This window comes from Variovorax sp. S12S4, from assembly GCF_023195515.1.
Classification (GTDB): domain Bacteria; phylum Pseudomonadota; class Gammaproteobacteria; order Burkholderiales; family Burkholderiaceae_C; genus Variovorax.
Window position 1 is genome coordinate 1541010 of record NZ_JALPKR020000002.1, and the last position, 25910, is coordinate 1566919.

16 protein-coding genes and 3 pseudogenes are annotated in these 25910 nt (G+C 67.1%); 8 read left to right on the forward strand and 11 right to left on the reverse strand.

The window, feature by feature from the left end:
• Positions 1-19: 19 nt before the first annotated feature.
• A pseudogene (gene mdeB, locus M0765_RS07880) lies at positions 20-2685 on the reverse strand (alpha-ketoglutarate dehydrogenase).
• A gap of 105 nt (positions 2686-2790) precedes the next feature.
• Here mdeB and M0765_RS07885 point away from each other — a divergent pair.
• Positions 2791-3255, forward strand: coding sequence for an Lrp/AsnC family transcriptional regulator (locus tag M0765_RS07885; RefSeq protein ID WP_126749627.1), 465 nt, complete (start codon positions 2791-2793; stop codon positions 3253-3255).
• Between the two features lie 56 nt (positions 3256-3311).
• On the opposite strand, the pseudogene M0765_RS07890 reads toward M0765_RS07885, so the two are convergent.
• Together M0765_RS07890 and mltA are read right to left on the reverse strand one after the other, a co-directional pair.
• Positions 3312-5578: pseudogene (locus M0765_RS07890) on the reverse strand (PhoX family protein).
• A 130-nt stretch (positions 5579-5708) separates the two neighbouring features.
• Positions 5709-6857, reverse strand: a complete 1149-nt coding sequence (gene mltA / locus M0765_RS07895; protein ID WP_258502965.1) for a murein transglycosylase A — start codon at positions 6855-6857, stop codon at positions 5709-5711.
• Between mltA and M0765_RS07900 the strand changes: the two genes are divergently transcribed.
• The 3 genes and pseudogenes from M0765_RS07900 (at position 6856) to M0765_RS07910 (ending at position 8552) form a co-directional block, all read left to right on the forward strand.
• Positions 6856-7017 (forward strand): hypothetical protein, encoded by a 162-nt coding sequence (locus tag M0765_RS07900; protein ID WP_258502967.1) that lies wholly within the window; start codon positions 6856-6858, stop codon positions 7015-7017. The genes mltA and M0765_RS07900 overlap by 2 nt on opposite strands.
• 197 nt (positions 7018-7214) lie before the next feature.
• Positions 7215-7875: pseudogene (locus tag M0765_RS07905) on the forward strand (OmpA family protein).
• A gap of 113 nt (positions 7876-7988) precedes the next feature.
• Positions 7989-8552 (forward strand): OmpA family protein, encoded by a 564-nt coding sequence (locus tag M0765_RS07910; protein WP_258502968.1) that lies wholly within the window; start codon positions 7989-7991, stop codon positions 8550-8552.
• A 4-nt stretch (positions 8553-8556) separates the two neighbouring features.
• Here the strand turns inward: M0765_RS07910 and M0765_RS07915 are convergent, their stop codons facing one another.
• The 4 genes from M0765_RS07915 to M0765_RS07930 are packed head-to-tail and all read right to left on the reverse strand — an operon-like array spanning position 8557 to position 16262.
• Positions 8557-9183: a response regulator transcription factor gene (locus tag M0765_RS07915; RefSeq protein WP_157616401.1), complete on the reverse strand. Its 627-nt coding sequence runs from the start codon at positions 9181-9183 to the stop codon at positions 8557-8559.
• Between the two features lie 42 nt (positions 9184-9225).
• Positions 9226-11274: a two-component system sensor histidine kinase NtrB gene (locus M0765_RS07920; protein ID WP_258502971.1), complete on the reverse strand. Its 2049-nt coding sequence runs from the start codon at positions 11272-11274 to the stop codon at positions 9226-9228.
• Positions 11275-12090: a carbon-nitrogen hydrolase family protein gene (locus M0765_RS07925; RefSeq protein WP_258502973.1), complete on the reverse strand. Its 816-nt coding sequence runs from the start codon at positions 12088-12090 to the stop codon at positions 11275-11277.
• Positions 12087-16262, reverse strand: a complete 4176-nt coding sequence (locus tag M0765_RS07930) for a YhdP family protein (protein WP_258502975.1) — start codon at positions 16260-16262, stop codon at positions 12087-12089. The genes M0765_RS07925 and M0765_RS07930 overlap by 4 nt, the downstream gene beginning before the upstream one ends.
• A gap of 25 nt (positions 16263-16287) precedes the next feature.
• Between M0765_RS07930 and glnE the strand changes: the two genes are divergently transcribed.
• Positions 16288-19086: a bifunctional [glutamate--ammonia ligase]-adenylyl-L-tyrosine phosphorylase/[glutamate--ammonia-ligase] adenylyltransferase gene (gene glnE / locus M0765_RS07935; protein WP_258502976.1), complete on the forward strand. Its 2799-nt coding sequence runs from the start codon at positions 16288-16290 to the stop codon at positions 19084-19086.
• The gene (locus M0765_RS07940) at positions 19079-20245 is read left to right on the forward strand and encodes a septal ring lytic transglycosylase RlpA family protein (RefSeq protein WP_258502977.1); all 1167 of its coding nucleotides are present in this window, start codon (positions 19079-19081) and stop codon (positions 20243-20245) included. The genes glnE and M0765_RS07940 overlap by 8 nt, the downstream gene beginning before the upstream one ends.
• Positions 20246-20256: 11 nt before the next feature.
• Here the strand turns inward: M0765_RS07940 and M0765_RS07945 are convergent, their stop codons facing one another.
• The 3 genes from M0765_RS07945 to M0765_RS07955 all read right to left on the reverse strand — a co-directional run bounded on the left by M0765_RS07945 (position 20257) and on the right by M0765_RS07955 (position 22614).
• A complete protein-coding gene (locus M0765_RS07945; protein ID WP_258502978.1) occupies positions 20257-20718 on the reverse strand; it encodes a carboxymuconolactone decarboxylase family protein in 462 nt (153 codons plus the stop codon).
• A gap of 89 nt (positions 20719-20807) precedes the next feature.
• Positions 20808-21689, reverse strand: coding sequence for an RNA polymerase sigma-70 factor (locus M0765_RS07950; RefSeq protein ID WP_258502979.1), 882 nt, complete (start codon positions 21687-21689; stop codon positions 20808-20810).
• Between the two features lie 67 nt (positions 21690-21756).
• Positions 21757-22614: a ferritin-like domain-containing protein gene (locus M0765_RS07955; protein WP_258502981.1), complete on the reverse strand. Its 858-nt coding sequence runs from the start codon at positions 22612-22614 to the stop codon at positions 21757-21759.
• A gap of 128 nt (positions 22615-22742) precedes the next feature.
• On the opposite strand from M0765_RS07955, the gene M0765_RS07960 reads away from it, so the two are divergent.
• Entirely contained in the window at positions 22743-23372 is a 630-nt protein-coding gene (locus tag M0765_RS07960) for a glutathione peroxidase (RefSeq protein ID WP_446751542.1), read from the forward strand.
• A gap of 326 nt (positions 23373-23698) precedes the next feature.
• Here the strand turns inward: M0765_RS07960 and M0765_RS07965 are convergent, their stop codons facing one another.
• A complete protein-coding gene (locus M0765_RS07965; RefSeq protein WP_126749582.1) occupies positions 23699-24310 on the reverse strand; it encodes a glutathione S-transferase N-terminal domain-containing protein in 612 nt (203 codons plus the stop codon).
• Positions 24311-24429: 119 nt separating this feature from the next.
• On the opposite strand from M0765_RS07965, the gene purB reads away from it, so the two are divergent.
• Positions 24430-25809 (forward strand): adenylosuccinate lyase, encoded by a 1380-nt coding sequence (gene purB / locus M0765_RS07970; RefSeq protein ID WP_258502983.1) that lies wholly within the window; start codon positions 24430-24432, stop codon positions 25807-25809.
• Positions 25810-25910: the final 101 nt, after the last annotated feature.

The following is a 25910-nucleotide window of genomic DNA, read 5'->3' on the forward strand; positions in this document are numbered from 1 at the left end:
AGCTGCCCCATCTCTCCAACTACGCAGAAACCAGCGCATACCGCGCCGCCCGCGCAATGCTCCCTGCATCCACCCCAAAGAACTTCCGTAGCGCCGCACGCGTGTCACTGCGGCCAAACCCATCCGTTCCCAGCGTGAGATAGCGGCGGCCTTCGGGCAAGAAGGCGCGCACGCTCTCCGGCACGGCACGCACGTAGTCGGTGGCGGCGATGATCGGGCCCTTTCCGGCACCGAGCTGCTGCGCAACGAACGGCACACCGGCTTTTTCTCGCCCGCAATCGCGCGCTGCTCGCAAGCCAGGCCATCGCGCGCAAGTTCGCTCCAGCTCGTCACACTGAACACCTCAGCCTCGATACCTTCATCGGCCAACAGCTGCGCAGCCTTGACGACTTCGGTGAGGATGGCGCCCGAGCCCATGAGCGTGACGACCTTCTTCGTTTTCGCCTTGCCTGAAGCCGGCGCATACACGCCGAATCGATAGCAGCCGCGCAGGATGTCCGCCTCTGCACCCTCGGGCACATCGGGCTGCGCGTAGTTCTCGTTCATGAGCGTGACGTAATAGAACATGTCCTTCTGCTCGACCATCATTTCGCGGATGCCCGCATCCACGATGACCGCCATCTCGCCCGCGAAGGCAGGGTCGTAGGCCTTGCAGTTGGGAATGGTCGCGGCCACGAGGTGGCTGCTGCCGTCCTGGTGCTGCAGGCCTTCACCGCCGAGGGTGGTGCGGCCCGAGGTGGCGCCGAGCAAAAAGCCGCGCGCACGCTGGTCGGCGGCGGCCCAGATGGCGTCGCCCACGCGCTGAAAGCCGAACATCGAGTAGTAGATGTAGAAGGGCAGCATCGCCAAACCATGCACGCTGTAGCTGGTGGCGGCTGCCGTCCAGCTGGCAATGGCACCGGCTTCGCTGATGCCTTCTTCCAGAATCTGTCCGTCGGTGGCTTCGCGATAGCTCAGCACCGAGCCGATGTCTTCGGGCGCATAGCGCTGGCCTACGCTCGAATAGATGCCGACTTGCTTGAACAGGTTGGCCATGCCGAAGGTGCGCGCCTCGTCGGCCACGATGGGCACGATGCGCGGGCCGAGCGCCTTGTCCTTCATGAGGTTGCCCAGCATGCGCACGAAGGCCATGGTGGTGCTCATTTCCTTGCCGGCCGCGGCTGTCGCGAATTGCGCGTAGCTGGCAATGTCGGGCTTGGGCACGACGTCGCATGCGGTCTCGCGGCGGGGCATGGCACCGCCGAGTGCAGCGCGGTGGCTGCGCAGGTACTGCATCTCGGCGCTGTCTTCGGGCGGGCGGTAGAAGTCCATTGCAATGGCCTGCGCGTCGGTGAGCGGCAGGTTGAAGCGGTCGCGAAACTCGATGAGGTCGACGTCGCCCATCTTCTTGTGCGAGTGCGTGGTCATCTTGCCTTGCGCGGCGCTGCCCATGCCGTAGCCCTTCTTGGTGTGGGCGAGGATCACGGTCGGTTGACCCTTGTGCGCGGCCGCGGCGGCATAGGCGGCGTGGATCTTCACCAAGTCATGGCCGCCGCGCTTCAGGCGGTCGATCTGCTCGTCGGTCATGCCTTCGGCCAGGCGCGCGAGTTCGGGGTTCTGGCCGAAGAAGTTGTCGCGGTTGAAGCGGCCGTCCTTGGCCGCGAAGGTCTGCATCTGGCCGTCGACGGTGTTGGCGAACACGCGCGCGAGCGCGCCGCTCACATCCTGCGCGAACAGGCCGTCCCAGTCACTGCCCCACACGAGCTTGACGACGTTCCAGCCCGCGCCGGCAAAGAGCTTCTCGAGCTCGTCGATGATGCGGCCGTTGCCGCGCACCGGGCCGTCCAGGCGCTGCAGGTTGCAGTTGACGACCCACACGAGGTTGTCGAGCTTCTCGCGCGCGGCAAGCGTCAATGCGCTCATCGATTCGGGCTCGTCCATTTCGCCGTCGCCGAACACGCCCCACACTTTGCGGCCCTCGCAGTCGAGCAGGTTGCGGTGCGTGAGGTAGCGCATGAAGCGTGCGTGATAGATCGAGCTGATCGGGCCGATGCCCATCGAGCCGGTGGGGAACTGCCAGAAGTCCGGCATCAGGTAGGGATGCGGGTAGCTGCTGAGGCCGCGTGCGCCGCTGCCTTGGGTGAAGGCGGGCGCGGTGAGTTCCTGGCGGTAGTGCTTCAGGTCTTCTTCGCTGAGGCGGCCTTCGAGGTAGGCACGCGCATAGACGCCGGGCGCGCTGTGCGGCTGGAAGAACACCAGGTCGCCTCGATGCTTTTCATCGCGCGCATGAAAGAAGTGATTGAAGCCGGTCTCGAACAAATCGGCCGCACTGGCATAGCTGGCAATGTGGCCGCCCAGTTCGCCGTACGCCTGGTTGGCCTTCGCCACCATCGCGAGCGCGTTCCAACGCATGAGCGAAGCCAGGCGCTCCTCTACGGCCAGGTCGCCAGGAAACGGCGGCTGGTCTTCCACCGCAATGGTGTTGACGTAGGGCGTTGCGAGTTCGGGCTGCCATCCGATGCGTTGCTGCCGCGCAAGCCGGGCAAGCTCCACCAGCATCTGCCGCGCACGCTGCGGGCCATGCGTTTGCGCCAGCGCCAGGAAAGCGTCGCGCCATTCGGCGGTCTCCGCAGGGTCGGGGTCGTGCGAGAGCGGCGTGTCGAGCAGCAGCGCGCGCATCTGGTCGGATGAAATCGGGGCATTCATGCCGGCACTTTAGGCCGCAACGGCAAGAATTAGCTACCGGCCTGGGCATACCCATGGCACCAGCGCAGCATAAAATTCCTGAAAACCAACCGAACGCCGCATTTCGTGCAACTCGACACCATTGACCTGCGCATCCTCGACGAGCTGCAACGCGACGGCGGCTTGTCGAACGTGGAGCTCGCGCGCCGCGTTCAGCTGTCGCCCTCGCCTTGCCTCGCGCGCGTGAAGGCGCTGGAAGCCGGCGGCGTAATCGACCGTTATGTGGCGCTCGCGAATGCGAAGGCGCTGGGCCTCGGGCTCAATGTGTTCATCTCGATCAGCCTCACCACGCAAAGCAAGCAGTCGCTCGCCGACTTCGAGCAGCGCATTGCGGAGCACGACGAAGTGATGGAGTGCTACCTGATGACGGGCGACAGCGACTACCTGATCCGCATCGCAGTGGCGGACATGGCGGCGCTGGAGAAATTCATCCTGGAACAGCTCACGCCGATTCCGGGCATCGAGAAGATCCGCTCGAGCTTTGCGCTCAAGCAAGTGCGATACAAAACGGCGCTGCCGTTGCCCCGCTAGCTCGCTGGGCTCCCACGGATTGCGCGCGCAACCCGGGGAGTGAACGGCACAACCGATCAGAGGCCGATCAAGCCGCCGTCGTCCTTGGTGATGACGACCGTGGCCGAGCGCGGGCGGGCCGTGCCGCCTTCTGGCCAATGGCTGCCGAACTTGGTCGGGTCGCTGATGTTTGCCGCAGCGGTGGTTTCACCCGGGTGCTGGATGTTGACGAACAGCGCGCGGCCGTCGCCCGATTCGGCGATGCCGGTGATTTCGCAGTCCTTCGGCCCGACCAGGAAGCGGCGCAGGCCGTCGGTGCCGGGTGCCTTGCCGATAAAGGTAGCCTGCGTCGCGCTGGTGGCGCCGTCGACGTTGGTGATCGTCTTCGCCGCGCCGTCTCCCACCTGGCCCGGCAGTGCCGCAAGCATCATGCAGTTGGTCACGTCGGTGTACTTGCCATCGTCGGTCTGCAGCCACAGCAGGCCGGCGGTCGCGTGGCTGAACCACATGCCGTCGGGGCTGGAGAAGTCGTTGTCGGCAACCAGGTTCGACAGGTTGACGTCGGCCGATGCCGTCGAGCGCGCACCGAACAGGTAGACGTCCCAGTTGAAGGTGACGGCCGCGGGGTCGCCGCCGGCGTCGGCAAAGCGAACGATGTGGCCGTTCGGGTTGCCCTTCTGCGCCGTTTGCGCCACGCCCTTGGGGTCGTTGTAGTAGCGCGGGTTGGCGGCATCGGTCGTGCTGATGGTGCGCGCGGCGTTGTTGGTGAGGGTGAGGTACACGTCGCCGTTCTTCGGATTGACGGCGGTCCACTCGGGGCGGTCCATCTTGGTCGCACCGGCCACGTCGGCTGCAAGGCGCGCGTTGATCACCACGTCGGCCGCATCGGCGAAGGGGTACGTCGCGTTGCCGGAGGTGATGCCGTTCACGCCCAGCGAGAGCTCCAGCCAGTTGCCCGTGCCGTCGGCGTTGAAGCGCGCGACATAGAGCTTGCCATCGTCCATGTACTTGTCGCCGGCCGCAATGCCGCCGCCGATGTCGGCCGCATCCCAGGCCTTGGTGGAAACGAACTTGTAGAGGTACTCGTTCTGCGAGTCGTCGCCCATGTACCAGACCAGCGGCTTGCCGACCACCACCGGGCCGAGGCAGGCGCCTTCGTGGCCGAAGCGGCCGAGCGCGGTGCGCTTCTTGGGCGTGCTGGCAGGATTGAAGGGGTCGATCTCGACCACCCAGCCGTAGGTGTTGGCGCCATTGCGGAAGTCGTCGGTGGCGGTGGCGCCGGTCACCTGGGTGTTCCAGCGGCCGTAGATGTTGTCGGCCGTGTCGGGCGTGACGGTTGCCCACAGTTCGCGGCCGGTGCTCGAAACACCGTAGCGGCTGAACGATGTGAGTTCCTTGGCGGTGCGGTTGGGGTTGTCGGTAGCCGGAATGCGGCGGAAGTAGCCGGCCCAGTTCTCTTCGCAGGTCAGGTAGGTACCCCAAGGCGTGGTGCCGTTGGCGCAGTTGTTGAGCGTGCCGCGGGTCTTGCTGCCGTCGGTCGAATACTTGGTCTTCAGGTAGTCGGTCTTGGCGGCCGGGCCCGAGAACGTCATTTCGGTGAGGGTGTGAACGCGGCGGTTCAAGCTCGAGTCCTGCTTGTAGCTCCAGGCGCTGCCGTTCTTGTTGACCTCGATCACGCTCACGCCGTGCAGGTAGAACTCGCGCAGCACTTCGTCTGCGACGGTGCGGACTGCGGCATTGCCGGTGCCGGTAATGGTCTGGCCGGTGGGGTGCAGGAACAGCGGCGTGATGGCTTCGTGGTTCATCACGAGCAGGCCGCGCGCCGCGTTGGCGGGGTCCCACTTGTTCGAGCCGTCCATGCCGAAGAAGGTCATGCCGTCGTGGTGGTCGCCGGCACGGCGGTCGTAGGTGGCAGGATCGTCGGTGCCATCGTTCTTGTAGGCAGCCACGCCGTTCGCAATCGGATCGCCCAGGCGGTAGAGCACGCTGGCGGTGTAGCCGGCAGGCACGCTCACCACGTCGTCCAGGCTCTTGGCCACGGCATTGAAGTTGAGCTTGAGCGGTGCGGGCGCCGGTGCCGGCGGAGCGGGTGCGGGCGGTGGCGGTGCCGGTGGTGCGGGAGCCGGTGCGGGGGCAGCACGGGGAAGCCAACGCCCCCGCCGCCGCCACCACCGCCGCATGCCTGCAGCAACGCGGTGCCGGCCGTGCCGACGCCCAGGCCGAACAGATGGCGGCGGCTCAGGCGCGACGCGATCAGGTCGGTGAAAGAGGGATTCGAAGTGGGGTTGGTGCCGATGTCGTCAAGGTCGATCGAAGGATCGTCGCTGCGGGAGTTTGCGGTCATGCGCAATATCTTTCGTGGGTTGAACAAGAAATCAACCCGCGAAGGTAGTCAGTTCGCATGACACGAGCGTGAAACGCTCAGCCTCCGGTCAGCCGCGCTGACTCGCCCTCCGATCGGCAACTGGCGCCGGTCAGGGCGCCGGCATTTGCCTCGGCCACAGCGCCCACAAGCGCAGCGGCTGGTTCATGCTCGCAGCCAGCCGGCCGGCATCGGCACCGGTGCCGGCAAAGTAGTCCGCGCGCACGGCGCCGACGATGGCGCTGCCGGTGTCCTGCGCGACCACGAGCTTCTGCAGCTGTGCGGCGGGGCCGCTCGAGGCGAGCCACACCGGCGTGCCGTACGGAATGCTTTCGCGGTCGACCGCGATCGAGCGCCCCGCCGTGAGCGGCACGCCCTGCGCGCCGCGGGGGCCGAACGAAGCGTCCAGCTCGCTCATCGTCTCTTCGCGGAAGAACACATAACGCGGATTGCTCCACAGCAATTGCGACACGCGCTGCGGGTTCTGCGCGGCCCATGCCTTGGTGTCGTCAGGCCATTTGCCGACCTTCGACACGCCTTGCGACATCAGCCATTGCTGCACGCTCTTGTAAGGCTGCTCGTTGGTGGCCGCAAACGCCACGCGCACGGTGCGCTGCACGCCGTTGGCTTCGGTGATGCGAAGGCGCCCCGAGCCCTGGATGTGCAGCATGAGCGCATCGATGGGGTCGGCCATCCACGCGATCTCGCGGCCGCGCAGCGCCGCCTGAGCCTCGGGCAGGGTTTCGATCTCTTGCCGGGTGTACCAGGGGCGGCGCGGCACCAGGCCTTCCGGCGCCTGGTAGATCGGAACGTTGAAGGTGGCGGTGGGCACGCGCGAGGCGTCGTACACCGGCTCGTAGTAGCTCGTGAGCTTGCCTTCGCTGGAGCCCGCGAGCGACTCGACCCGATAGGGCTGCAGCCGGTCGGTCATCCACTGGCGCTGCTCTTCGGGCGTGGCAATGGCCAGCTGGCGCACGTCGCGGCACAGCGGTGCAAAGGCGGCATTGGGGCGCGCGCAGTTGGCAAGCAACGCAATCCAGGCTTCGTGCAGCGGATCGTCGCTGAAACCCGGAAGCTCCGACCAGCCGACGGGCACCCATCGGCTCTTGGGATGCGCCAGCGAGCCGGTCAGGGGGCCGAGGTCGCGCGGGGGCGTGACGGTGGGGCGCGCCGGGGTTTCCGGTGCGCGTGGGCTGAGCGAGCAGCCCGCCATCGTTGCTACGATCGCGAGCCCTACCAGCCACTGGAGTCCATTTCTCATGGGATTGATTTTGCTTGAAGCCCTCGGGGCAGGGCTCGTGCTCATATTGATCGTCTGGTGGACCATGTTTTCCGGTCGAAAGAAGGGTGAGCTGCACGAAGAAGATGAGACCGCCAATGACAACGAGTCCTCCAAGCAGGGCCGCCCTCCAGAAGCGTGAATTTCTTGCGTAGCCGCAAGTCGCAGGGAAATGTCGGAGAAGAACCCATTAGCTATTACTTTAGTAGCAATCATCCTAGCATTCATCGGACGCGGCGAAAGGTTTTCCTGTTTTCGGCGGATCGGTAAGGCCGTACCATCGCATGCTTGCCGAAGCTAAGCTGTGGCCCGCCTGATTCATCCTTGAAAGGGAAAGCCATGAAAAAATTCGTTCTCGCCACCTCCGCCGCCGCCCTCGTCCTGTCCGGCTGTGCCGGCGGCATGACCGACACCCAACGCAACACCGGCATCGGTGCCGGCATCGGCGCCTTGGGCGGTGCGGCCATCGGCTCCGCCACCGGCGGCAACCGCGGTGCCATCGGCACCGGTGCCGTTAGTGGGTGCCGCAGCCGGCGCGCTCGGCGGCTACCTGTGGTCGCAGCGCATGGAAAACCAGAAGCGCCAGATGGAAGCCGCCACGCAAGGCACCGGTATTGCGGTCACGCAAACCCCGAACAACGAGCTCAAGCTCCAGATTCCGAGCGATGTGTCGTTCGACGTGGGCCGCTCCAACATCAAGTCGAACTTCGCGCCGGTGCTCGACCAGTTCGCAAGCGGCCTGCGCAACAACCCGAACGCCGAGGTGCGCATCATCGGCCACACCGACAACACCGGCTCGGACGCCATCAACAACCCGCTGTCGGTCGACCGTGCCGCCAGCACGCGCGACTACCTGGTGGCACGCGGCGTGAGTGCCGCGGCCTTCCGCATCGAAGGCCACGGCTCGCGTGAGCCGATTGCCGACAACAACAGCGATGCAGGTCGGGCCCAGAACCGCCGCGTCGAAATCTTTGTGGGCGAGCGCGCACCGCGAGGCTGAACTCGCCAGTAGATAGAAAAATAAGTAAGCCAGACAAGAAGAAAAAAGCCGGCCGGGCGGGAGCGGCCGGCGTCCATCGTTATCGTTTCAATGTCAATCCAGAGGGAAAACTCATGAGGAAGTTTGTTGTTTCGGGTGCGGCTGCGGCCGCATTGTTCATTGCGGGCTGCGCTTCGCAATCGCCTGCGCCGGGTGCTGCAACCGCACCGGATGCCCAGTCGGCCGCGCCATCCAACAGCTGGACCGCGCGCCTGGCGTCGCTCAAGACCGAGCTGGAAAATTCCACCAAGGGCACGGGCGTGGTGATCGAGCAGACCGCGGACAACCAGCTGCACCTTGTGGTTCCCAACGAGCTTTCGTTCGACGTGGGCCGCTCCAACGTGAAGCGCAATCTTGCCCAGGTGCTCGACAAGGTCGCCGAAGGCCTGCGCAGCGCCACGGCAGCCAGCGTGCGCGTGGTGGGCCACACCGACAACACCGGCAGCGAAGAAGGCAACGAGCGTCTCTCGGTGAGCCGTGCCGACAGCGTGCGCAACCATCTGGTGGCGCGCGGCGTTTCGACCACCGCCATCACCACCGACGGCCGCGGTTCGCGCGAGCCCCTGGCCGACAACGGCACCGCCGCCGGCCGTGCGCAGAATCGCCGCGTAGAAATTTTCGTCGCGGAAAAAAGCTGATCTCTTAGAGATCTCTCAAGCGGTTGGCCAGCTCAACCGCTGACTTCACTTCCATCTTTTCGAACACGCGCGCGCGGTGGACCTCCACCGTGCGCACGCTGATCGCGAGCTGGTCGGCAATCAGCTTGTTCGGCAGGCCTTCGACCACGAGCCGCATCACGTCGCGCTCGCGCTCGGTGAGTTCGGCAATGCGGCCGGCCAGGCTGCGCCGCACGCGCTGCACCTCGAGCGCCCGAAGCGAAGCACCCAGCGCCTGCTCGATGCGGTCGACCAGCGCGTTGTCCGAGAACGGCTTCTCGCAAAAATCGAATGCACCGCGCTTCACCGCGTCGACCGCGGTCGGCACATCGGCGTGGCCGGTCAAAAAGATCACGGGCATGGCATCAAGCAGGCCGCGCTCCGCAAGCCGGTCGAACAGCACCAGCCCGCTGGTGCCGGGCATGCGCACATCCAGCAGCAGGCACAGCGGCTGCTGAGGCAGCGGCCCTTCGGCCAGGCGCTGCTCGAAGGCCTCGGCGCTTGCAAAGTGCTCGCTCTCCAGTCGGCGCGAGCGCAGCAGCCAGGCCAATGCCTCGCGCACACTGGCGTCGTCGTCCACGATGAAGATGAGGCCGTCGATCAGCGGTTGCATATCAGTCGTTTCAAAAATGTGGCCGCGGCAAACTTGCAAGGGTCATGCCGCCGGCAGGGTAAAGCGGAACACCGTGCCCCGAGGCTGATTGGGCTCGAACATCAACACGCCGCCGTGCTGCTCCACCACGGTGCGGCACAGGCTGAGACCAAGCCCCATGCCGTCGGCGCGCGTGGTGAAGAAGGGTGTGAAGAGGCGGCTCGCCACCTCTTCGCTGATGCCGCTGCCGAGGTCGGCCACCGAAAACTCGAGCCAGCGGCGCGCGTCTTCCACGCCCGTGCCGCCCACGGCCACGGCGCGCGCCACCCGCAGCCGCAGCACCCGTTCTCCGGCATTGTCCGGCGTGTCCATGGCCTGCATGGCGTTGCGCGCCAGGTTGAGCAGCACCTGCTCGACCAGTGTGCGGTCGCACATGGCCTGCGGCAGGCGGTCTTCGAGCAGCACCTCGATGATCACGCCGAGCTTGCGCGCCTGCAGCCGCACCAGCGGCAGCACCGCATCGACAAGTGCCTGGGGCGCCACGGCCTCGCGCGTGCGGTCGCGCCGGCGCACGAAGTCGTGCACGCTGCGAATCACCTGGCCGGCGCGGTCGGCCTGCTCGGCAATGCGCCGCACAGCCATGGCCACTTCGGCCTGCTCGCCCTTGGCATGGGGGCCGAGCATGTTGAGCGAGCCGGTGGCATAGCTGGCAATCGCGGCCAGCGGCTGCGTGAGCTCATGGCTCAACAGCGATGCCATTTCGCCCACCGTGGCAAGCCGTGCGCTGGCCTGCAGGCGCTCCTGGCTCGCGCGCGAGAGTTCTTCGATGCGGCGCTGCTCGCTGATGTCGATGAAGGCGCTCATCCAGCCGGTCTGCACGCGCTGCGCATTGATGAGCGGGGCCTCGAAGATGAGCACCGGAAAGCGCGTGCCGTCCTTGCGCATGAAGACCGACTCGAAGCCCTCGCGGGGCGGCATGCCGCCGGCCAGGCGCCTGGCTTGCCGCTGCTGGTATTCGTGCGCCAGCTCGGTGGGCCAGTAGGGCACCTCGGTCGATTCGCCGCTGCCGGCCATCAGCTCTTCGGGGCTGAAGCCGACCATCTCGCAGAACGCCGGGTTGACGTAGGTGATGCGGCCCTGCAGGTCCCGCGCGCGCAGGCCTGTGATGACCGAGTCTTCCATCGCCTTGCGAAAGGCCAGCGCATCGGCCAGGTCGCGCTCTGCGCGCAGCCGGCGGCGCGTGTCGCGCGCCAGCAGCACCAGCACCGACACCAGCGCAATCGATATGCCGGTGACCAGCGCCGTGAGCACGTTCGGAAAAAGATCGGGCGCCGCGCGCCAGCCGTCGACTCGCAGCATCAGCGCGGCTCCGGGCAGGTCGATGAGCTGCTGCGAGGTGAAGACGCGCGTGCCGGTACGGCGCGACGTGCCGAGCGCCACCAGCCGCGTGCCGTCGGTTTCGGTAAACGCCACTTCCTGCCCGCGCGTGAGCGTGGGGCCGACCAGTTCGATGAGCGTGTCGCGCAGCGAGTAGCTCGCGACCAGGAAACCGCCCGCGTCGATGGGCACGCAGAGCTCCATCACCTCGACGCCGCCTCCGCCGAGCACCGGCACGAAGTGGCTCGGCGAATAGGCGGGCGCACCGAGCTTGCGCGCGGCGGTGCAGGCCAGCGCCACGTCGGTCTGGTCGGCACCGCGGCTTTCCTCGTCGATAAGGCGCATGCGGTAGGGCGTGTTGGCCGACTCCAGCGGACGCAGCGCGGCGTCGCGCCACTCGAGGCGAAGCCACTCGCGATGCTCCCTCAGCAAGGTGGCCGCGGCCTCGGGCCAATGCGTGCGGTCCAGGCCCGAAGCCTGCGTGGCGCGCAGGCTCTGCGCATTGCGCTGCAAGCCGATGCGAAGGTCGGACACCGCATCGGCCGTGTCGCGGTCGAGCGCCGCCTGCACCTGCTCCACTTCATGCCGCCCCGCGAGCCACACCACGGTAACGAGCAGTGCGGACACCAGCACGGCCAGGATGAGCCAAAGAAACCAGCGCTTCCACAGCGAGCGCAGGCGCGCGAACGCCAACAGCGCCCACCGTGGCGACGCGGCGGTCAGCACATCCTGCATCTAGAGCACGCAGTGCGAGAGCACCGGCAGCTGCGTGCGCATGCGCCCGGTCTGCCCGGCATCGATGTCGAACAGCACCACGCCTTCTTCGAGGGCCTGCTGCGCAACCACGGTGCCCCACGGGTCGACCACCATCGATTGGCCCCACGTATGGCGGCCGTTCTCGTGCGTGCCGCCCTGCGCAGGCGCGACCACCCAGGCCAGGTTTTCGATGGCACGCGCGCGCAGCAGCACCTCCCAATGCGCGGCACCGGTGGTGCGGGTGAAGGCGCTGGGCACCAGCAGCAGGTCGGCGCCCTGCTTGGCAAGCGCGCGGTACAGCTCCGGAAAGCGCAGGTCGTAGCAAACGCTCATGCCCACGCGCCAGCGGTGGCCGTCACGCGAGGGCAGGTCGAACACCACGGGCTTGGCGCCCGGTGCGATGACGCGGCGCTCGTCGTAGCGCTCGGTGCCGTTGTCGAAGTAGAACAGGTGGATCTTGTCGTAGCGCGCCACGCACTGGCCATCAGGCGAGTAGCACAGCGAGCTGTTGAACACGTGCTCCGCATCGTTGCTTTCGATGGGCAGCGTGCCGCCGACGATCCACAGGCCGAACTCGCGCGCCGCATTGGCAAGAAAGCCCTGCACCGTGCCGGCGCCGGCGGTTTCGCGCAGGCCCAGCTTGTCGGTGTCTCGCGCGCCCATCATGCAGAAATACTCGGGCAGCACCGCCAGCTCGGCGCCGGCCGCGGCGGCTTGCGCGAGCAGGTCGTGGGCGCGTGCGAGGTTCGCTTCGCGGGCGATGGCCGACACCATCTGGATGGCTGCGACTTTCATTGCGTGGTCTCCGTTTTCCGGCCTTCGGCGGCGGGCGCCGGCGCGGGAAGATTCAGGGGATTGGGCAGGATGGACCGCGGCACCTTGGCTATCTTGGGGTCGGCCCAGGTGCCTTCGATGTGAAACTCCTGCGTGGCGGCGGCTGCGAGCGGCTTGCTCAGCACCCATTGGGCCAGGAAGGTGCCCAGCCCGATGGCGGGGTTGATGGCGGTGGCCACCAGCGCGGCCGTGCCGGCATTGATTTCGGGCACCACCACCACGCGCAGGTCCTGGGTTTCGCGCACGATGTCCGCCGAGCCGTCCATGAGCGCGGCGGCGTTGACGCCCTTCATCTGCAGGTTGTTGGTGCTCGCAATGCCGTTCGTGATCTTCGCGTCGCCGCGGATGAAGTCGAAGGCGAAGCCCTGGCTGAACACATCGCGGAAGTCGAGCGTGAGCCGGCGCGGCAACGCCTGCAGGCTCAGCACGCCAAGCAGCTTGGCAAGGCCGGGGTCGGCCTTGAGGAACTGGCCCGATCCCACGTTGACCTGCAGCTGCCCGCCCAGGCTGGGGTAGTCGAGCGAGAACGGCGAACCGCGCCAGTTGACGTCGCCCTCGAGCCGCCCGCTGCCGCGCCGCAGCACGCCGGGCATGCCGAAGCGCGCAAGCAGGTCGCCGGCATCTGCAATGTCGAGCCTGAAGGTCATGGCGGTGCGGCGCTGCTCGACGCGTCCGGCCCTGCCGCCCGGCACGGCAGCCCAGGTGCCCTTGGCCGCGAAGCTCGCCTCGGGCATGGTGAAGCTCAGCTTGTTGAGCAGCCATTCGCGGCCGGCGCCGCCGCGGTTGACCGCATCGATCTCGGCGCGGCCGAGCCGCTTGCCGAGCAACTCGAAGTCGTCGATGACGATGTCGAGCGCGGGCAACGTGCCGGGCTGTTCGTCGAGCAGCGTCTCGACCTGCGTCGCCTCGGTTGGCGCGATCTTGAGCCGCGCGAGCCGCGCATGGAGCCGCCCGGCCTGCGAGTGGCTGTACTCGGCATAGCCGCTGAGCTCGGTGGCGTCGATGTTGGCGCGCCAGAGCGAGCCGTCGCGCGTGCCGCCCAGCACCACGTTGTGCAGCGTGCGGCCCGCAATGCCGAGCTCCTGCGCGCGCACGGCAATGCGCGTGGGAAGGTAGCCCATGGCCGCGTCTTCGGGCCGCTCGGCGCCACCCGCTTCAGCCGCATTGGTTGCGGTGTCGCCGACCAGGGCTTTCCACGCAGGCATATCGAGCTTGGCGACGTTCACGTTGGCGAGCACGCCCCTGTCGGGCACGCTGGCCGTTTCGCCAGGCGCCAGGCCAATGCCGATGCTTCCGCGCAGCACCCGCGCCTCGGCGCCCGAGATGTCGCGCACATATTGGGCGCTGCCGATGCGGCCGAGCTCCAACGAAAGCTGGTCTTGCACCGCAACGGCGGCGCCCGCACGGGTTTCGCGCTGAAGCACTTTCTTTTCGATGCGCAGCGGCATCTGCTCGTCCGCCGTCTTCACGAGTGGGACGGGCAATTGCAGGGCCAGGCCCTGCAAGGTGCTGGTGAGCAGGAACTCCGGCGCGCCGTCTCGCATCGAGAAAGTGACCGCGTAAGGCGTGCTGCCCGTAGCCTTGGCCGCGATGCGGGTCAGCCACTCGGCCTCGCGCGCACTGCGAAGGCCTTCGGCGGTTGCGGTGCCCTGCGCTTTGAGTGTTACTTCGCGGTTGGCGCCGGCAAAGCGGCCGCGGCCCTCGATGCGGACGTCGCCGCCCAGCAGCCTGGCGTTGAGGCCGGCCAGCGAAAAGTTGGTTTCGGTAAAGCCGACCACGCCCTTTGCGTGCGTGAACGACGGCGCCTCGGGCGCCAGCTGCAGCTCGTTGTCCGACAGCGCAATGCTGGCCTGGACCTTGGCCGCGTCCATGTCCTCGAGCGGCAGCTCGAGGTGCAGCCGGTAGTCGGCCGTGCCGGTGGCGCGCGCACGCGACAGCACCTCGCCGGTTTCGCCGGCCAGCGGAGCGCCCACGCGCAGCAGTTCGCCGAGCGGCCCCTTGGCCTGGGCGTCGACGCGCAGCAACGAGGCGTGGTGCGACATGTCGGCAATCTGCGCCTCGGCCTTGGTGACCTCGATGCCGGTCGCTCCAGCCAGCCGGCCGCGCGCGTTGCGCACCAGCATGCCCGCGCGCTCGAACACCAGCTCGCCCGAGACGCCGGTCAGGGCGGGCCAGACCGCCGCGGGCGTACCGGGCCGTGCCGAGGCGGCGGCTCTGGAGGCGGTGGACGCCGCGGTGGCGGAGGCCGGGGGCACGTAGGCGTAGTTGACATCGGCCACCTTGGCCACGATGCGGAACTCGCCCTGCTTCGGGTCCATGAAGGGCATGTCGTGCAGGTCGCCGCGCACGCGGAAGTCGACGCTGCTGGCCGTGCCCTTGGTGACTGCCTGGCGCACGTAGTCGCGCGTGTGCTGGGGAATGTCGAGCGGCAGGTAGCGGAACACGCGCGTGCCGTCGGCGCGGGTCAGCTTGCCCTGCAGGTCGAGCACACCGGGGTAGAGCGACTGGCCGGCGGAAATGGCGGGATCGCTGGTGCGCCAGCTGGCTTCGGCCTCGCCCTCGGCATCGGCGTTGGCGAAGCGCAGCTTGGACACCTGCAACTGCGCATGGCCCTTGTCGAGCTTCCACTGGAGCTGGGCCGCCAGCCGGTCGATGGGAATGACTGGCTCCTCGAACACGCCCGGAAACTCGAGCGTGCCCTGCGCCATGGACAGCGCGGCGGTGCCGCCGTTGTGGGTGGCGTCGAAATCGATGGTGGCGCCGCTCAGGCCGGGCGAACCGGCGTGCGCGTGGGGAGTGGTGGCCGGGGCGCCGGCTTTGGGAGCTGCGGCAACCACGGGCGGGGCGGGTTGCGACGCGACCCGCAGGCCGCTGACGCGCCCCTTGGCCTGATAGCGCTCGGGCGCACCCAAAGAACCCTGCCAGTTCAGGTCGATGCGCTCGACCAGCCCACGCGGCGCATAGGCATCGAGCACACGGTGCGTGGCCTCGCCCAGCGGCAGGCGGTCGGCAATGAGGGCCAGCGCCGCCAGGTCGAGCCGGTCGGCGCGCAAGGCGCCGTGCTCCGGCGTGCGGCCGCGCGCGGGCGAGTGCTGCATCCACAGGTTGCCGCCGGGCCAGCGCATGCCGTCGGCGGTGTCGAACTGCAGCGCGGCGGTCGAGAACTCGAAATTCTCCTCGTTGAGCTGGCCGGCAAGCCGGCCGGTGACCGAGCGCAGCACCAGCGGCTGCAATCCCCGTCCCAGCGAGGCGTCAACGCGGTTGAGCCCCAGGTCGGCGGCGCCGCCCACGATCTGCCCGTCTTTCACGTCGGCCCAGACGCGCAGCGCGCCGCTGCCTTCGCGGATGCGCGCGTCGATGGAGACGTAGCGGCCGAGGCGGGTCACGTCCATGTAGGGCAGGTCGGCGTAAAGCTGGCCGTCCCACGTCTGCCAGCGGCCCGAGCGCACCGACAGCAGGGGCTGGCGGAACTGGCCGCGCAGGGTGAAGCGCTCGCCCCAGCCGGCCGGCGGGGTGGCGTCGAGCCGCAGCCCATGGCGGCGGCCGCCGTTGCGGGCCACAAAGCGCACATCGGTCAACAACAGGGGCTCGGCCTGGCGCTGCTCGTCGGTCCAGCGGACGGTGCCGCCTTCGACCACCAGTTCGCGCTGGGCGAAAAACCAGTCGGCGGCGCGGGTCTCTCCGGTGGTGTCGTTGGACATGTGCAGGCCGGCCACGTGCAGCTTGCCCAGCACGTCGCGGCGCACGTCGACCTGCGGCCCCTCGATGTAGAGCTGCTCGAAATTGAGGCGCCACAAGGAGCGCGGCGACACGCTCGCCACCACCCGCACAAGGCGCAGGGCTTCGCGTTGGCTGGCATCATGCAGCACCACGTCGCGCAGCTCGAAGGCAGGAAACAGACTATCCGAACGGGCGGTGATCGACCCGATGCGCACAGGTACCCCGATGGCCTTGCTGGCTTGTGCCTCCAGGGCACCACGGTAATCGCCGATTCGCGGCACAATCCACGCGTGTAGGACAACCACTGACAGTGCAAGCAGAAGCCATGCAGCGATCAGTAAACCCAGCAGCCAGCGCGCCGTCGCAGCGGTGATCTTGAGCAGACGTGAAGGGGGAGACGCCGTGTCGTTCATTGAGGATCGCGCTGTGTCGGGAATTATGACCGCCAGCCATCAGAGGGGTTCCACGGAAACCAATATCAGTGTGAACCAGTTGCCAACCACGCCCACGCCACCTATCGCGATCGAGCTCGCGTTTTCTTCCTATTCGCGCTTCGTGCAGCGCCTGCGCCGCAGGTATGCGGCCGAACTTGCATTGCTTCCTCCCGGCGCGCCGCTGCGCGAGTCGATATCCAGGGCCTACGAGGCATTGCGCGGGCGCGGCGACAGCGTCGGCGATGCGCTGCGCATTGTGCGGCAGCTCGTGATGGAACGGCTTGTAACGCTCGATTGCGATGCCCAGGCACCGCTCGCCGTGGTAACCACCGCCGTGACCGAGCTCGCCGAATTCGCGCTCGACATCGCGTGCCGCGACGCCTGCCAGGAGCTCGACGCGCTGCATGGCGCGCCGCTCGGCCCCGAAGGCCAGCGCGCGCAGCTCTGGGTGGTGGGCATGGGCAAGCTCGGCGCGCGCGAGCTCAACGTGTCGAGCGACATCGACCTGATCTACCTGTACGACCTGGACGGCGAAACCCGCGGCGATGCCGACGGCCGCGGCCGGTTGTCGAACCAGGAGTATTTTTCGCGCGCGGTGAAGCGCATCTATGCGCTGGTGGGCGACACCACCGAGCACGGCTTCGTGTTTCGCGTCGACCTGGCGCTACGGCCCAACGGCAATTCGGGGCCAAGCGTGGTCTCGCTCGACGCGCTGGAGGAATATTTCCAGGTGCAGGGCCGCGAGTGGGAGCGCTTTGCCTGGATGAAGAGCCGGGTGGTGGCGCCGCGCGACATCGTGTCCGAAGGCCATGCGCAAGGCCTGCGCGCCACGGTGCTGCCCTTCGTGTTCCGCCGCTATCTGGACTACAGCGTGTTCGATTCGCTGCGCACGCTGCACCGGCAGATTCGCGAGCAGTCAGCGCGCCGCAGCGCGGGCCGGCCCGAGCGCGCGAACGACGTCAAGCTGTCGCGCGGGGGCATCCGCGAGATCGAATTCACCGTGCAACTGCTGCAGGTGGTGCGTGGCGGCCAGTTCCCCGAGCTGCGCACCCGGCCCACGCTCGACGCGCTGCAGCGCCTGGCGCGCGCCGGCCTGATGCCGCAGGAAACCGCCGATGCGCTGGCCTCGGCCTACGAGTTTTTGCGCCGCGTGGAGCACCGCATCCAGTACCTGGACGACCAGCAGACCCACATGCTGCCGGTGGGCGACGACGACCTGCGCTGGATTGCCCAGACCATGGGCTATGCCAACTGCTGCCCCTTTCTCGAGCAGCTCGATACGCACCGCGAACTGGTGGCGCAGGAGTTCGACAAGCTGCTCGGCGGCGAGAAGCCCTGCAACGGCAAGTGCAGCGGCAAGAAGGCCGCCGCGCCCGCCGACCTGGCCGATCTGCTCGACGACCTGCCGCCGGTGTTTGCCGAGCGCATTCGCAACTGGTGCGAACAGCCCCGCGTGCTCGCCCTGCGTGAAGAAACGCGGGCCCGGCTGCGCCAGCTGGTGCAGCGCACCGGACAGTGGCTGAAAGAGCCCGACGGCGACGGCCCGGGGCAGACGCCGCGCCATGCGGACGCCGCATTGCGCTGGGCCGACTGGATCGAGCCGCTGCTTCGGCGCGAGAGCTACCTGGCGCTGCTGGTCGAGCGGCCTGCGGTACAAGAACGGCTGCTGCGGCTGCTGGGCGCCGCGAAGTGGCCGGCGCGCTACCTGATGCAGCACCCGGGCGTCATCGACGAGCTCGCGAGCGACGAAATGCTGTCGGGCCGCTTCGTGGCGGCCGAGTTCGAACGCGAACTGGAAGCACGCCACGCCTCGCTCAGCCGCACCGGCGAAGCGGACGAAGAGCGCCTGCTGAATCTGCTGCGCCACGCCCACCATGCCGAGGTGTTCCGCACGCTGGCACGCGACGTGGACGGCCGCATTACCGTGGAGCAGGTGGCCGACGACCTGAGCGCGCTGGCCGACACCACGCTGCGCGTGACCGCCCGCTGGTGCTGGCCGCACGTGCGCAACCGCCATCGCGAAGCGCCGCAGTTCGCCATCATCGGCTACGGCAAGCTGGGCGGCAAAGAGCTGGGCTACGGCAGCGACCTGGACATCGTTTTCGTCTACGACGATGACGACGAGCGCGCCGGCGAGGTGTACGCGGCCTATGTGCGCAAGCTCATCAACTGGCTCACGGTAAAGACGCGCGAGGGCGACCTGTTCGAGATCGACACCGCGCTTCGGCCGAACGGCAATTCGGGCCTGCTGACCACCAGCTTCGAAGCCTACGAAAAGTACCAGCTTGGCCGCGGCAGCAACACGGCATGGACCTGGGAGCACCAAGCCATGACCCGCGCGCGTTTTGTGCTGGGCAGCGCCGAACTGGGCGCGCGCTTCGACGACGTGCGCCAGGCCGTGATCGTGTCGCCGCGCAATCGCGAGGCGCTGAAGGCCGAGATCATTGCCATGCGCGACAAGGTGCGCGGCGCACGGCCGGTGAAGGCCGACCGCTTCGACGTGAAGCACAGCCCGGGAGGCATGGTGGACGCCGAGTTTGCGGTGCAGTTTCTGGTGCTGTCGGCCTCGGGCGAGCACCCGGAGCTGATTCCCAATGTCGGCAACATCGCGCTGCTGGTGCGCGCCGAAGAAGCCGGCTTGCTGCCCGCCGGCGTCGGCCGCAATGCCGCGGCGGCGTACCGCGAACTGCGCCGTGTGCAGCATCGCGCACGCCTCAATGAAGAACCGACCCAGGTCACCCCGCCTGCACTGGCCGCCGAGCGCGATGCCATGCTGGCCTTGTGGAAGGCTGTATTTGGCTGAGCGAGCTGTTTCTCCCGCCCCCACCGCGCTGGCTGCGTGCGCGGTGGCCGTCGCTGTTCTTCTTGCGGGTTGCGCGAGCGGCACCCGCAGCGGCGGCGGCGCGCTGAGCGGCCGCGACGGCCCGGGCACGAACATTCCGTCGGACCTCGACCGGGTGCCCGATGCCGAGCCCCGCATCGAAGCCATCCGCAGCAGCGGCGGCACCAGCAAGCCCTATACGGTGCTGGGCCGGGCGTACCAGCCGATCACCGACGACCGGCCGTTCCGCGAATCGGGCATCGCCTCGTGGTACGGCCGCAAGTTCCACAGCGCGTCGACCGCCAGCGGCGAGCCCTACGACATGTACGCCATGACGGCCGCGCACAAGACCCTGCCGCTGCCGAGCTACGTGCGGGTGCGCAACCCGGCGAACGGGCGCGAGGTGATTGTGCGGGTGAACGACCGCGGCCCTTTCGTCGACGGCCGGATCATCGACCTGAGCTACACGGCGGCGCTCAAGCTCGACCTGCTGCGCGGCGTGGCGCCGGTGGAGATCGAGCGCATCACGAACGAGGACATCCGCACCGGCGCCTGGCGGCGGGACTCGGGAACCGCGTATGCCGCGGCCCCTGCGTCAGCACCACCATCGCGGCGCGCGGCGGCTGCATCGGTGGCCGTGCCTTCGGCCTGGGTGGCGCCGGTGGCGATGAATGCGCCGGAGGCCTCGACGATGCCGGTCGTGCCGCAAACGCCGGTGGTACCAATGGCCCCGATGCCGCAGACAGAAACTATCGCGCAAGCGGCACCGACAACGCTCGAGGCCGATGCCGCGCCGCCGCCGCGCCAGCCCATGGTGGTCACCGACCTTGCGCCCATAGCACCCCTGTCTGCGCCGACGGCACCGGCACCGGCCGCGCCGGCCGCCGCACCATCATCCGCCGCGGTGGCGGGCTTCTGGGTGCAGCTCGGCGCCTTCCGCGAGCGCGATGGCGCGGAAAGCCTGCGCAGCCAGGCGGCGCGCGGCCTGCCTTCACTGGCCCCGCAACTGCGCGTTTTCAGCGAGGCCGGCACGCATCGGCTGCAGGCAGGACCCTTTGCGTCGCGCAATGAAGCCGGCGAGGCTGTCACGCAGTTGCGCGACAGCCTGCGCATTGCGCCGATGGTCGTCGAGCGCCGCTGAAAGAGAGACGCTCAGTCCAGCGCCTTGGCAGCGACAGGCACGCGCATGCCCACGTTGATGCGGTTCCAGGTGTTGATCTGCGCGACAGCCACGGTGAGCTCGGCAATCTCGACATCGCTGAACTGCGCCTTCAAGGCTGCGAACTCGGCTTCGCGCTCGTCGTGATGATCGGCCAGCCGCGTGAGCGATTCGGCCCACGCCAGCGCCGCGCGTTCGCGATCGTTGAAAAAGCTCACTTCACGCCAAGTCGCCAGGCTGTTGATGCGCTGCCATCCCTCGCCCTGCTTGCGCAGGTCGCGCACGTGCATGTCGAGGCAGTAGGCGCAGCCATTGATCTGCGAGACGCGCGCGAACACCAGATCGAGCACCGTCTTGCCGACGGTGCTCGAATCGATGCTGGCACTGACCGCCAGGATGGCTTCGAAGGTCTTGGGGATGGTCTTGAACCAGTTCAGGCGCGGGGTCGTGTTCATGAAAATGCTCCAGTGGTTTGGGTTTGAAAGATCTGCTTCCTACCCACTGAAGACGGGCCGGCACCCAGCCCTGTGACACGCCGCGCGAACTACTGCGAAGAAAAAAGCCGAGCGATGCGCGCCAGCTTGTCGGGATTGCGCTGGGCGCGGATGCGCACGATGCGCTCGCCCTCGATCTCGAAGGTTTGCGCCGATTCGAGCTGGCCGTCGAGAAACCGCAGCAGCCCGGGCTCGCCGTTGATGTCCACCAGTTCCATGCGCACCGCGGGGCCCATGCGGCGCCAGAGCGCAAAGTAAAGCTGCGCCAGCCGCTGGCTGCCGCGCAGGACCTTGCTGAAGGTCTGCACCTTGCCGCCGCCGTCGCCGATGAGCTCAACGTCTTCCGCCATCAGCGCCTTCAGGTCCTGCAGGCTGCCGCGCGCGGCCGCATCGGCAAAGGCCTGAAGCAGGCGCTGGTGGGTTTCACGCGAAACCTGGAATCGCGGGCGCGCCTCCTGCACCTGCGCCTTGGCGCGGTGCACCAGCTGGCGGCAGGCGGCCTCGCTCTTGCCGAGGGTGCGGGCAACTTCTTCGTAGTCGGCGTCGAACACTTCGCGCAGCAGGAAGGCGGCGCGCGCCTCGGGCGCCAGGCGCTCCAGCACGGCAAGGAAAGCCACCGACACGTTGTCGGCGCGCTCGAGCAGCTGCTCCGGCGTGGCGGGGGCATCGGTGAGCGTGGGCTCGGGCATCCAGGCGCCGATGTAATGCTCGCGCTGGACCTTGGCGGCGCGCAGCCGGTCGATGGAAAGCCGTGTGACGACGGTGACCAGCCAGGCCTCGGCGCTGTCGAAACCGGTCTTGTCGGCCTCGTGCCAGCGCAGCCAGGCGTCTTGCACCACCTCTTCGGCCTCGGCGACGGTGCCGAGCATGCGGTAGGCAATGCCCTGAAGGCGGCGGCGGTGGCTGTCGAAGGTAAGGGTGGCGTCGTCCATGGTCACAAGACGGGCGAGCGGCCTGGTTTGTGACAGGCCATTTCGCGGGACGCGCCCCTTTATTCCTTCAAGCGCCCTGGTACTCGGCCTTCGGCCCGAGGTTGGCGGAGACTTCCTTGCGGTAGCGGTTGAGCTCCTGCACGGTCTTGAAGCTGCGGTTCATGAGCAGGCTCAGGTTGTGCAGGATGCGCTCGCCGACCTTGCCCTCCCAGACGGCATCGAACTTGATCTGCTTGTCCAGCCAGTGCTCGAGCCAATCCGGGTCGGGCATGCGGCTCTGGATGGTGTCGTTGGGGAACAGCGCCTTGTTGACGTGCAGGTTGGTGGGGTGCAGCGCCTGCGCGGTGCGGCGCGCGCTGGCCATCAGCACGCCAACCTTGGTGAAGGCGGCGCGGGCTTCGTCGCCGAACTTTTCGAGCGCGCGCTTCATGTAGCGCAGGTAGGCGCCGCCGTGGCGGGCTTCGTCCTGGCTCAGCGTGGTGTAGATGTGCTTGATGACCGGCTCGGTGTGCCACTGGGCCGCGCGGCGGTACCAGTGGTTGAGGCGGATCTCGCCGCAGAAATGCAGCATGAGGGTCTCGAGCGGGGGCGCCGGGTCGAAGTCGAAGCGCACTTCGTGCAGCTCCTGCTCGGTGGGCGCATGCTGGGGGCTGAAGCGCTTGAGGTACTCCATGAGCACCAGCGAGTGCTTCTGCTCCTCGAAGAACCAGATCGACATGAAAGCGGAAAAATCGCTATCGTGGCGGTTGTCGCGCAAGAACATTTCGGTGGCCGGCAGCGCCGCCCACTCGGTAATGGCGTTCATCTTGATGGTTTGCGCCTGTTCTTCGGACAGCAGCGAAGCATCGAACGACTGCCAGGGAATGTCCTTGTCCATGTCCCAGCGGACAGATTCGAGTTGTCTGAAGAGTTCCGGATAAAGCATCAAAATCTTTCTAAGGCCGCCGATTTTAGTCGGCCTGCTTGGCGCGCTCGTGACAGACACGCGATGATGCGGCCATGCGCCCCCTGACGGCACGGATACATACCCCCATTTTTGTACCAGGAGCCCCTATGCCAACCCCCACCCGATCGCCCGTGCCGATGCGCCTTGCACAGGCCGCCGCGCTCGCGGCTTGCCTGCTTGCCGCTGGTACGGCGGGTGCCCAGGCCCCCTCTGCCGGGCCATCTACGGCTCCGGCCACCGCACCCGCCGACGCGGCCTGCCCGGCCACTCTGCAACACACCTTCCCGAGGCTGCAGGACGAAAAACCCCAATCTTTGTGCCAGTACTCCGGCAAAGTGGTGCTGGTGGTCAACACCGCGAGCTTCTGCGGCTTTACCCCGCAATACAAGGGGTTAGAGGCGCTGGACAGCAAATATCGATCGCGCGGGCTGGTAGTGCTGGGCTTTCCGTCGAACGATTTCTCCCAGGAGTCGGGCTCCAACAAGGAAATTGCCGATTTTTGTGAAAGCACCTTCGGCGTGAAGTTTCCGATGTTTGCGAAATCCTCGGTGCGCGGTCCGAATGCCAACCCGCTGTTCAAGCAACTGGCGCTGGCCTCCGGCACCACGCCGAAGTGGAACTTCTACAAATACCTGATCGGGCGCGACGGCAAGGTGGTTCAGGCGTGGTCGAGCATGACTGCACCGGACGAGGCCGCCTTCGTGAAGGTGGTGGAGAGCCAGCTCGCCGCCAATTGACCGAGAGCCCCCGACCTGCTCCTTCTCGCATCGGAGTCTTGTAGTACGCGTGAACTGATCGTCACAAACGTTTACCACTGAACCGGGAACCGCGCTGGCACACTGTCCTCATAAAAGACGTGGACAGCAAATGTCCTCCGGTTTTCATGTTGCGAGGTCTTCCAGGCGTTTCTCGTCTGGTCGAAATCCCGAGGTGATTCTTCTCCTCCTCCCTCCCTCCCTCCTTCGCGTCGGGGCGCCTCGCAGCATTTTTGTATTCCACGAAAGGGGGCGCCGCACAACGGTGCCCCGGAATTGAAAAAGGCGCCCGGGGCGCCTTTTTCAATTCATGGTTGCGTGTCGATGAAGCTGGGCCGCAGCATCAGCTTGTCGTACAACTTTCCGAGGTTCGGGTGCTCGCCGCGCCAGTCGATCTCGGGAAAGCGAAACCCCACCCAGCCCAGCGCGCAGCCGACCGCGATGTCCGACAGGCTCAGGTGAATGCCGCTGCAGAAAGGTTTGTCGCCCAGGCCCTTGGCCATGGCGGCAATGCCGCCCTCGACCTTGGCGCGCTGGCGCTCGATCCAGGTGGCGCTGCGCTCGCCGTCGCCGCGGCCGCTCCAGGTGGCTTCCAGGCGCCAGAGCACGCCGGCGTCCATGACGCCATCGGCCAGCGCTTCCCAGGTCTTGACCTCGGCACGCTCGCGGCCCTGCTGCGGAATGAGCTTGCCCACGGGGGACAGCGTGTCCAGGTATTCGACGATCACGCGCGAGTCGAACATCGCCTCGCCGCCTTCCATGATGAGGCAAGGCACCTTCCCGAGCGGGTTGGAGTGGGCGATGGTGGTGTCGGCGGACCAGACATCTTCGATCACGAACTGGTAGTCGAGCCGTTTCTCGGCCAGCACCACGCGCACCTTGCGCACATAAGGGCTGGCGGCCGATCCGATCAGTTTCATGAAGGCTCTCTCCCTTTGCTTTGATAACGATTGTTCGTGGCTATTTTAGGGGAACGCTGAAAAAGGCAGCTTCGAACTGTCGCAAACGGGCCTCGGCGCGGGCCGCCTAAAATTCGGGCATGAGCTTCTCCACCGTTTCCGCCCTCTCCCCACTGGACGGCCGCTATGCGGCCAAACTCGCGGCATTGCGCCCGCTGATGAGCGAACAGGGCTACATGCACCGGCGCGTGCAGGTCGAGGTGGCGTGGTTCATTGCGCTGTCCGACTGCGGCTTCGCTGAATTCAAGCCACTCACGGGCGGCGCCCGCAAGTACCTGCTGGGCCTGGTCGCCCATTTCTCGGAGGCCGACGCGCTGGCCATCAAGGAAATCGAAAAGACCACCAACCACGACGTGAAGGCGGTCGAGTACTGGATCAAGTCCAAGTTCGAAGCCCGGCCGGAACTGCTGGCCGCCGCCGAATTCGTGCACTTTGCCTGCACCAGCGAAGACATCAACAACACCAGCCATGCGCTGCAGATCCAGGCCGCCCGCGAGAAAGTGGTGCTGCCGGCCATCGACGGTCTGATTGCCAAGCTGCGCGAAATGGCGCACCAGTTTGCCGGCGTGTCGATGCTGTCGCGCACGCACGGCCAGACCGCGAGCCCCACCACCGTCGGCAAGGAAATCGCGAACGTGGCGGTGCGCCTGTCGAAGGCCCGCGCGCAGATTGCGGCGGTGCAGCTGCTTGGCAAGATGAACGGCGCGGTGGGCAACTACAACGCCCACCTTGCGGCCTGGCCAGACTTCGACTGGGAGGCATTCAGCCGCAAGGTGATCGAAACGCCAGCGCCGCTGGGCCTGGGTCTGAGCTTCCAGCCGTACAGCATCCAGATCGAGCCGCACGACTACATGGCCGAGCTGTTCGACGCCGTGGCGCGCGCCAACACCATCTTGATCGACTTCTCGCGCGACATCTGGGGCTATGTGAGCCTGGGCTACTTCAAGCAGCGGCTCAAGAAAGGCGAAATCGGCTCTTCGACGATGCCGCACAAGGTCAACCCGATCGACTTTGAAAACGCCGAGGGCAACCTGGGCCTGGCCAATGCGGTGCTGCGCCACCTGAGCGAGAAGCTGCCGATCAGCCGCTGGCAGCGCGACCTGACCGACAGCACGGTGCTGCGCAACATCGGCGTGGCCTTCGGCTACGCCACGCTGGCGTATGCGAGCCTGGCCACCGGGCTCGGCAAGCTGGAGCTCAACGAAGAAGCGCTGGCCGAAGACCTCGACGCCTCCTGGGAAGTGCTGGCCGAGCCCATCCAGACGGTGATGCGCCGCTACGGCGTGCAGGGCGCCTACGAGCAGCTGAAGGAAGTGACGCGCGGCAAGACGGTCACCGCCGAGGCGCTGCACGGCCTGATCCGCTCGCTCGAGATTCCGGAATCCGAAAAAGAGCGGCTCCTGGCCATGACGCCCGCGAGCTACGTGGGCAAGGCCGCGGAGCTCGCCAGTAGAATCTGAGGCTTCCCGCACCGATGCACCAGCCGCCCGAGGGCGGCTGTTCGCTTGGCGCTTTCGCCTTTCGTTTGCCGAGATTTCCAGCCAACGCGCCGTGACCGGCG

Bases quoted from the DNA above. Each gene is read 5' to 3' on its own strand.
- M0765_RS07920 (WP_258502971.1), bottom strand. From the start codon at position 11,274: ATGCAGGATGTGCTGACCGCCGCGTCGCCACGGTGGGCGCTGTTGGCG.
- purB (WP_258502983.1), top strand. From the start codon at position 24,430: ATGAGCTTCTCCACCGTTTCCGCCCTCTCCCCACTGGACGGCCGCTAT.
- M0765_RS07900 (WP_258502967.1), top strand. From the start codon at position 6,856: ATGGGATTGATTTTGCTTGAAGCCCTCGGGGCAGGGCTCGTGCTCATA.
- M0765_RS07955 (WP_258502981.1), bottom strand. From the start codon at position 22,614: ATGCTTTATCCGGAACTCTTCAGACAACTCGAATCTGTCCGCTGGGAC.
- M0765_RS07960 (WP_446751542.1), top strand. From the start codon at position 22,743: ATGCCAACCCCCACCCGATCGCCCGTGCCGATGCGCCTTGCACAGGCC.
- M0765_RS07965 (WP_126749582.1), bottom strand. From the start codon at position 24,310: ATGAAACTGATCGGATCGGCCGCCAGCCCTTATGTGCGCAAGGTGCGC.
- M0765_RS07945 (WP_258502978.1), bottom strand. From the start codon at position 20,718: ATGAACACGACCCCGCGCCTGAACTGGTTCAAGACCATCCCCAAGACC.
- M0765_RS07910 (WP_258502968.1), top strand. From the start codon at position 7,989: ATGAGGAAGTTTGTTGTTTCGGGTGCGGCTGCGGCCGCATTGTTCATT.
- M0765_RS07950 (WP_258502979.1), bottom strand. From the start codon at position 21,689: ATGGACGACGCCACCCTTACCTTCGACAGCCACCGCCGCCGCCTTCAG.
- glnE (WP_258502976.1), top strand. From the start codon at position 16,288: ATGACCGCCAGCCATCAGAGGGGTTCCACGGAAACCAATATCAGTGTG.
- mltA (WP_258502965.1), bottom strand. From the start codon at position 6,857: ATGAGAAATGGACTCCAGTGGCTGGTAGGGCTCGCGATCGTAGCAACG.
- M0765_RS07930 (WP_258502975.1), bottom strand. From the start codon at position 16,262: ATGAACGACACGGCGTCTCCCCCTTCACGTCTGCTCAAGATCACCGCT.
- M0765_RS07925 (WP_258502973.1), bottom strand. From the start codon at position 12,090: ATGAAAGTCGCAGCCATCCAGATGGTGTCGGCCATCGCCCGCGAAGCG.
- M0765_RS07915 (WP_157616401.1), bottom strand. From the start codon at position 9,183: ATGCAACCGCTGATCGACGGCCTCATCTTCATCGTGGACGACGACGCC.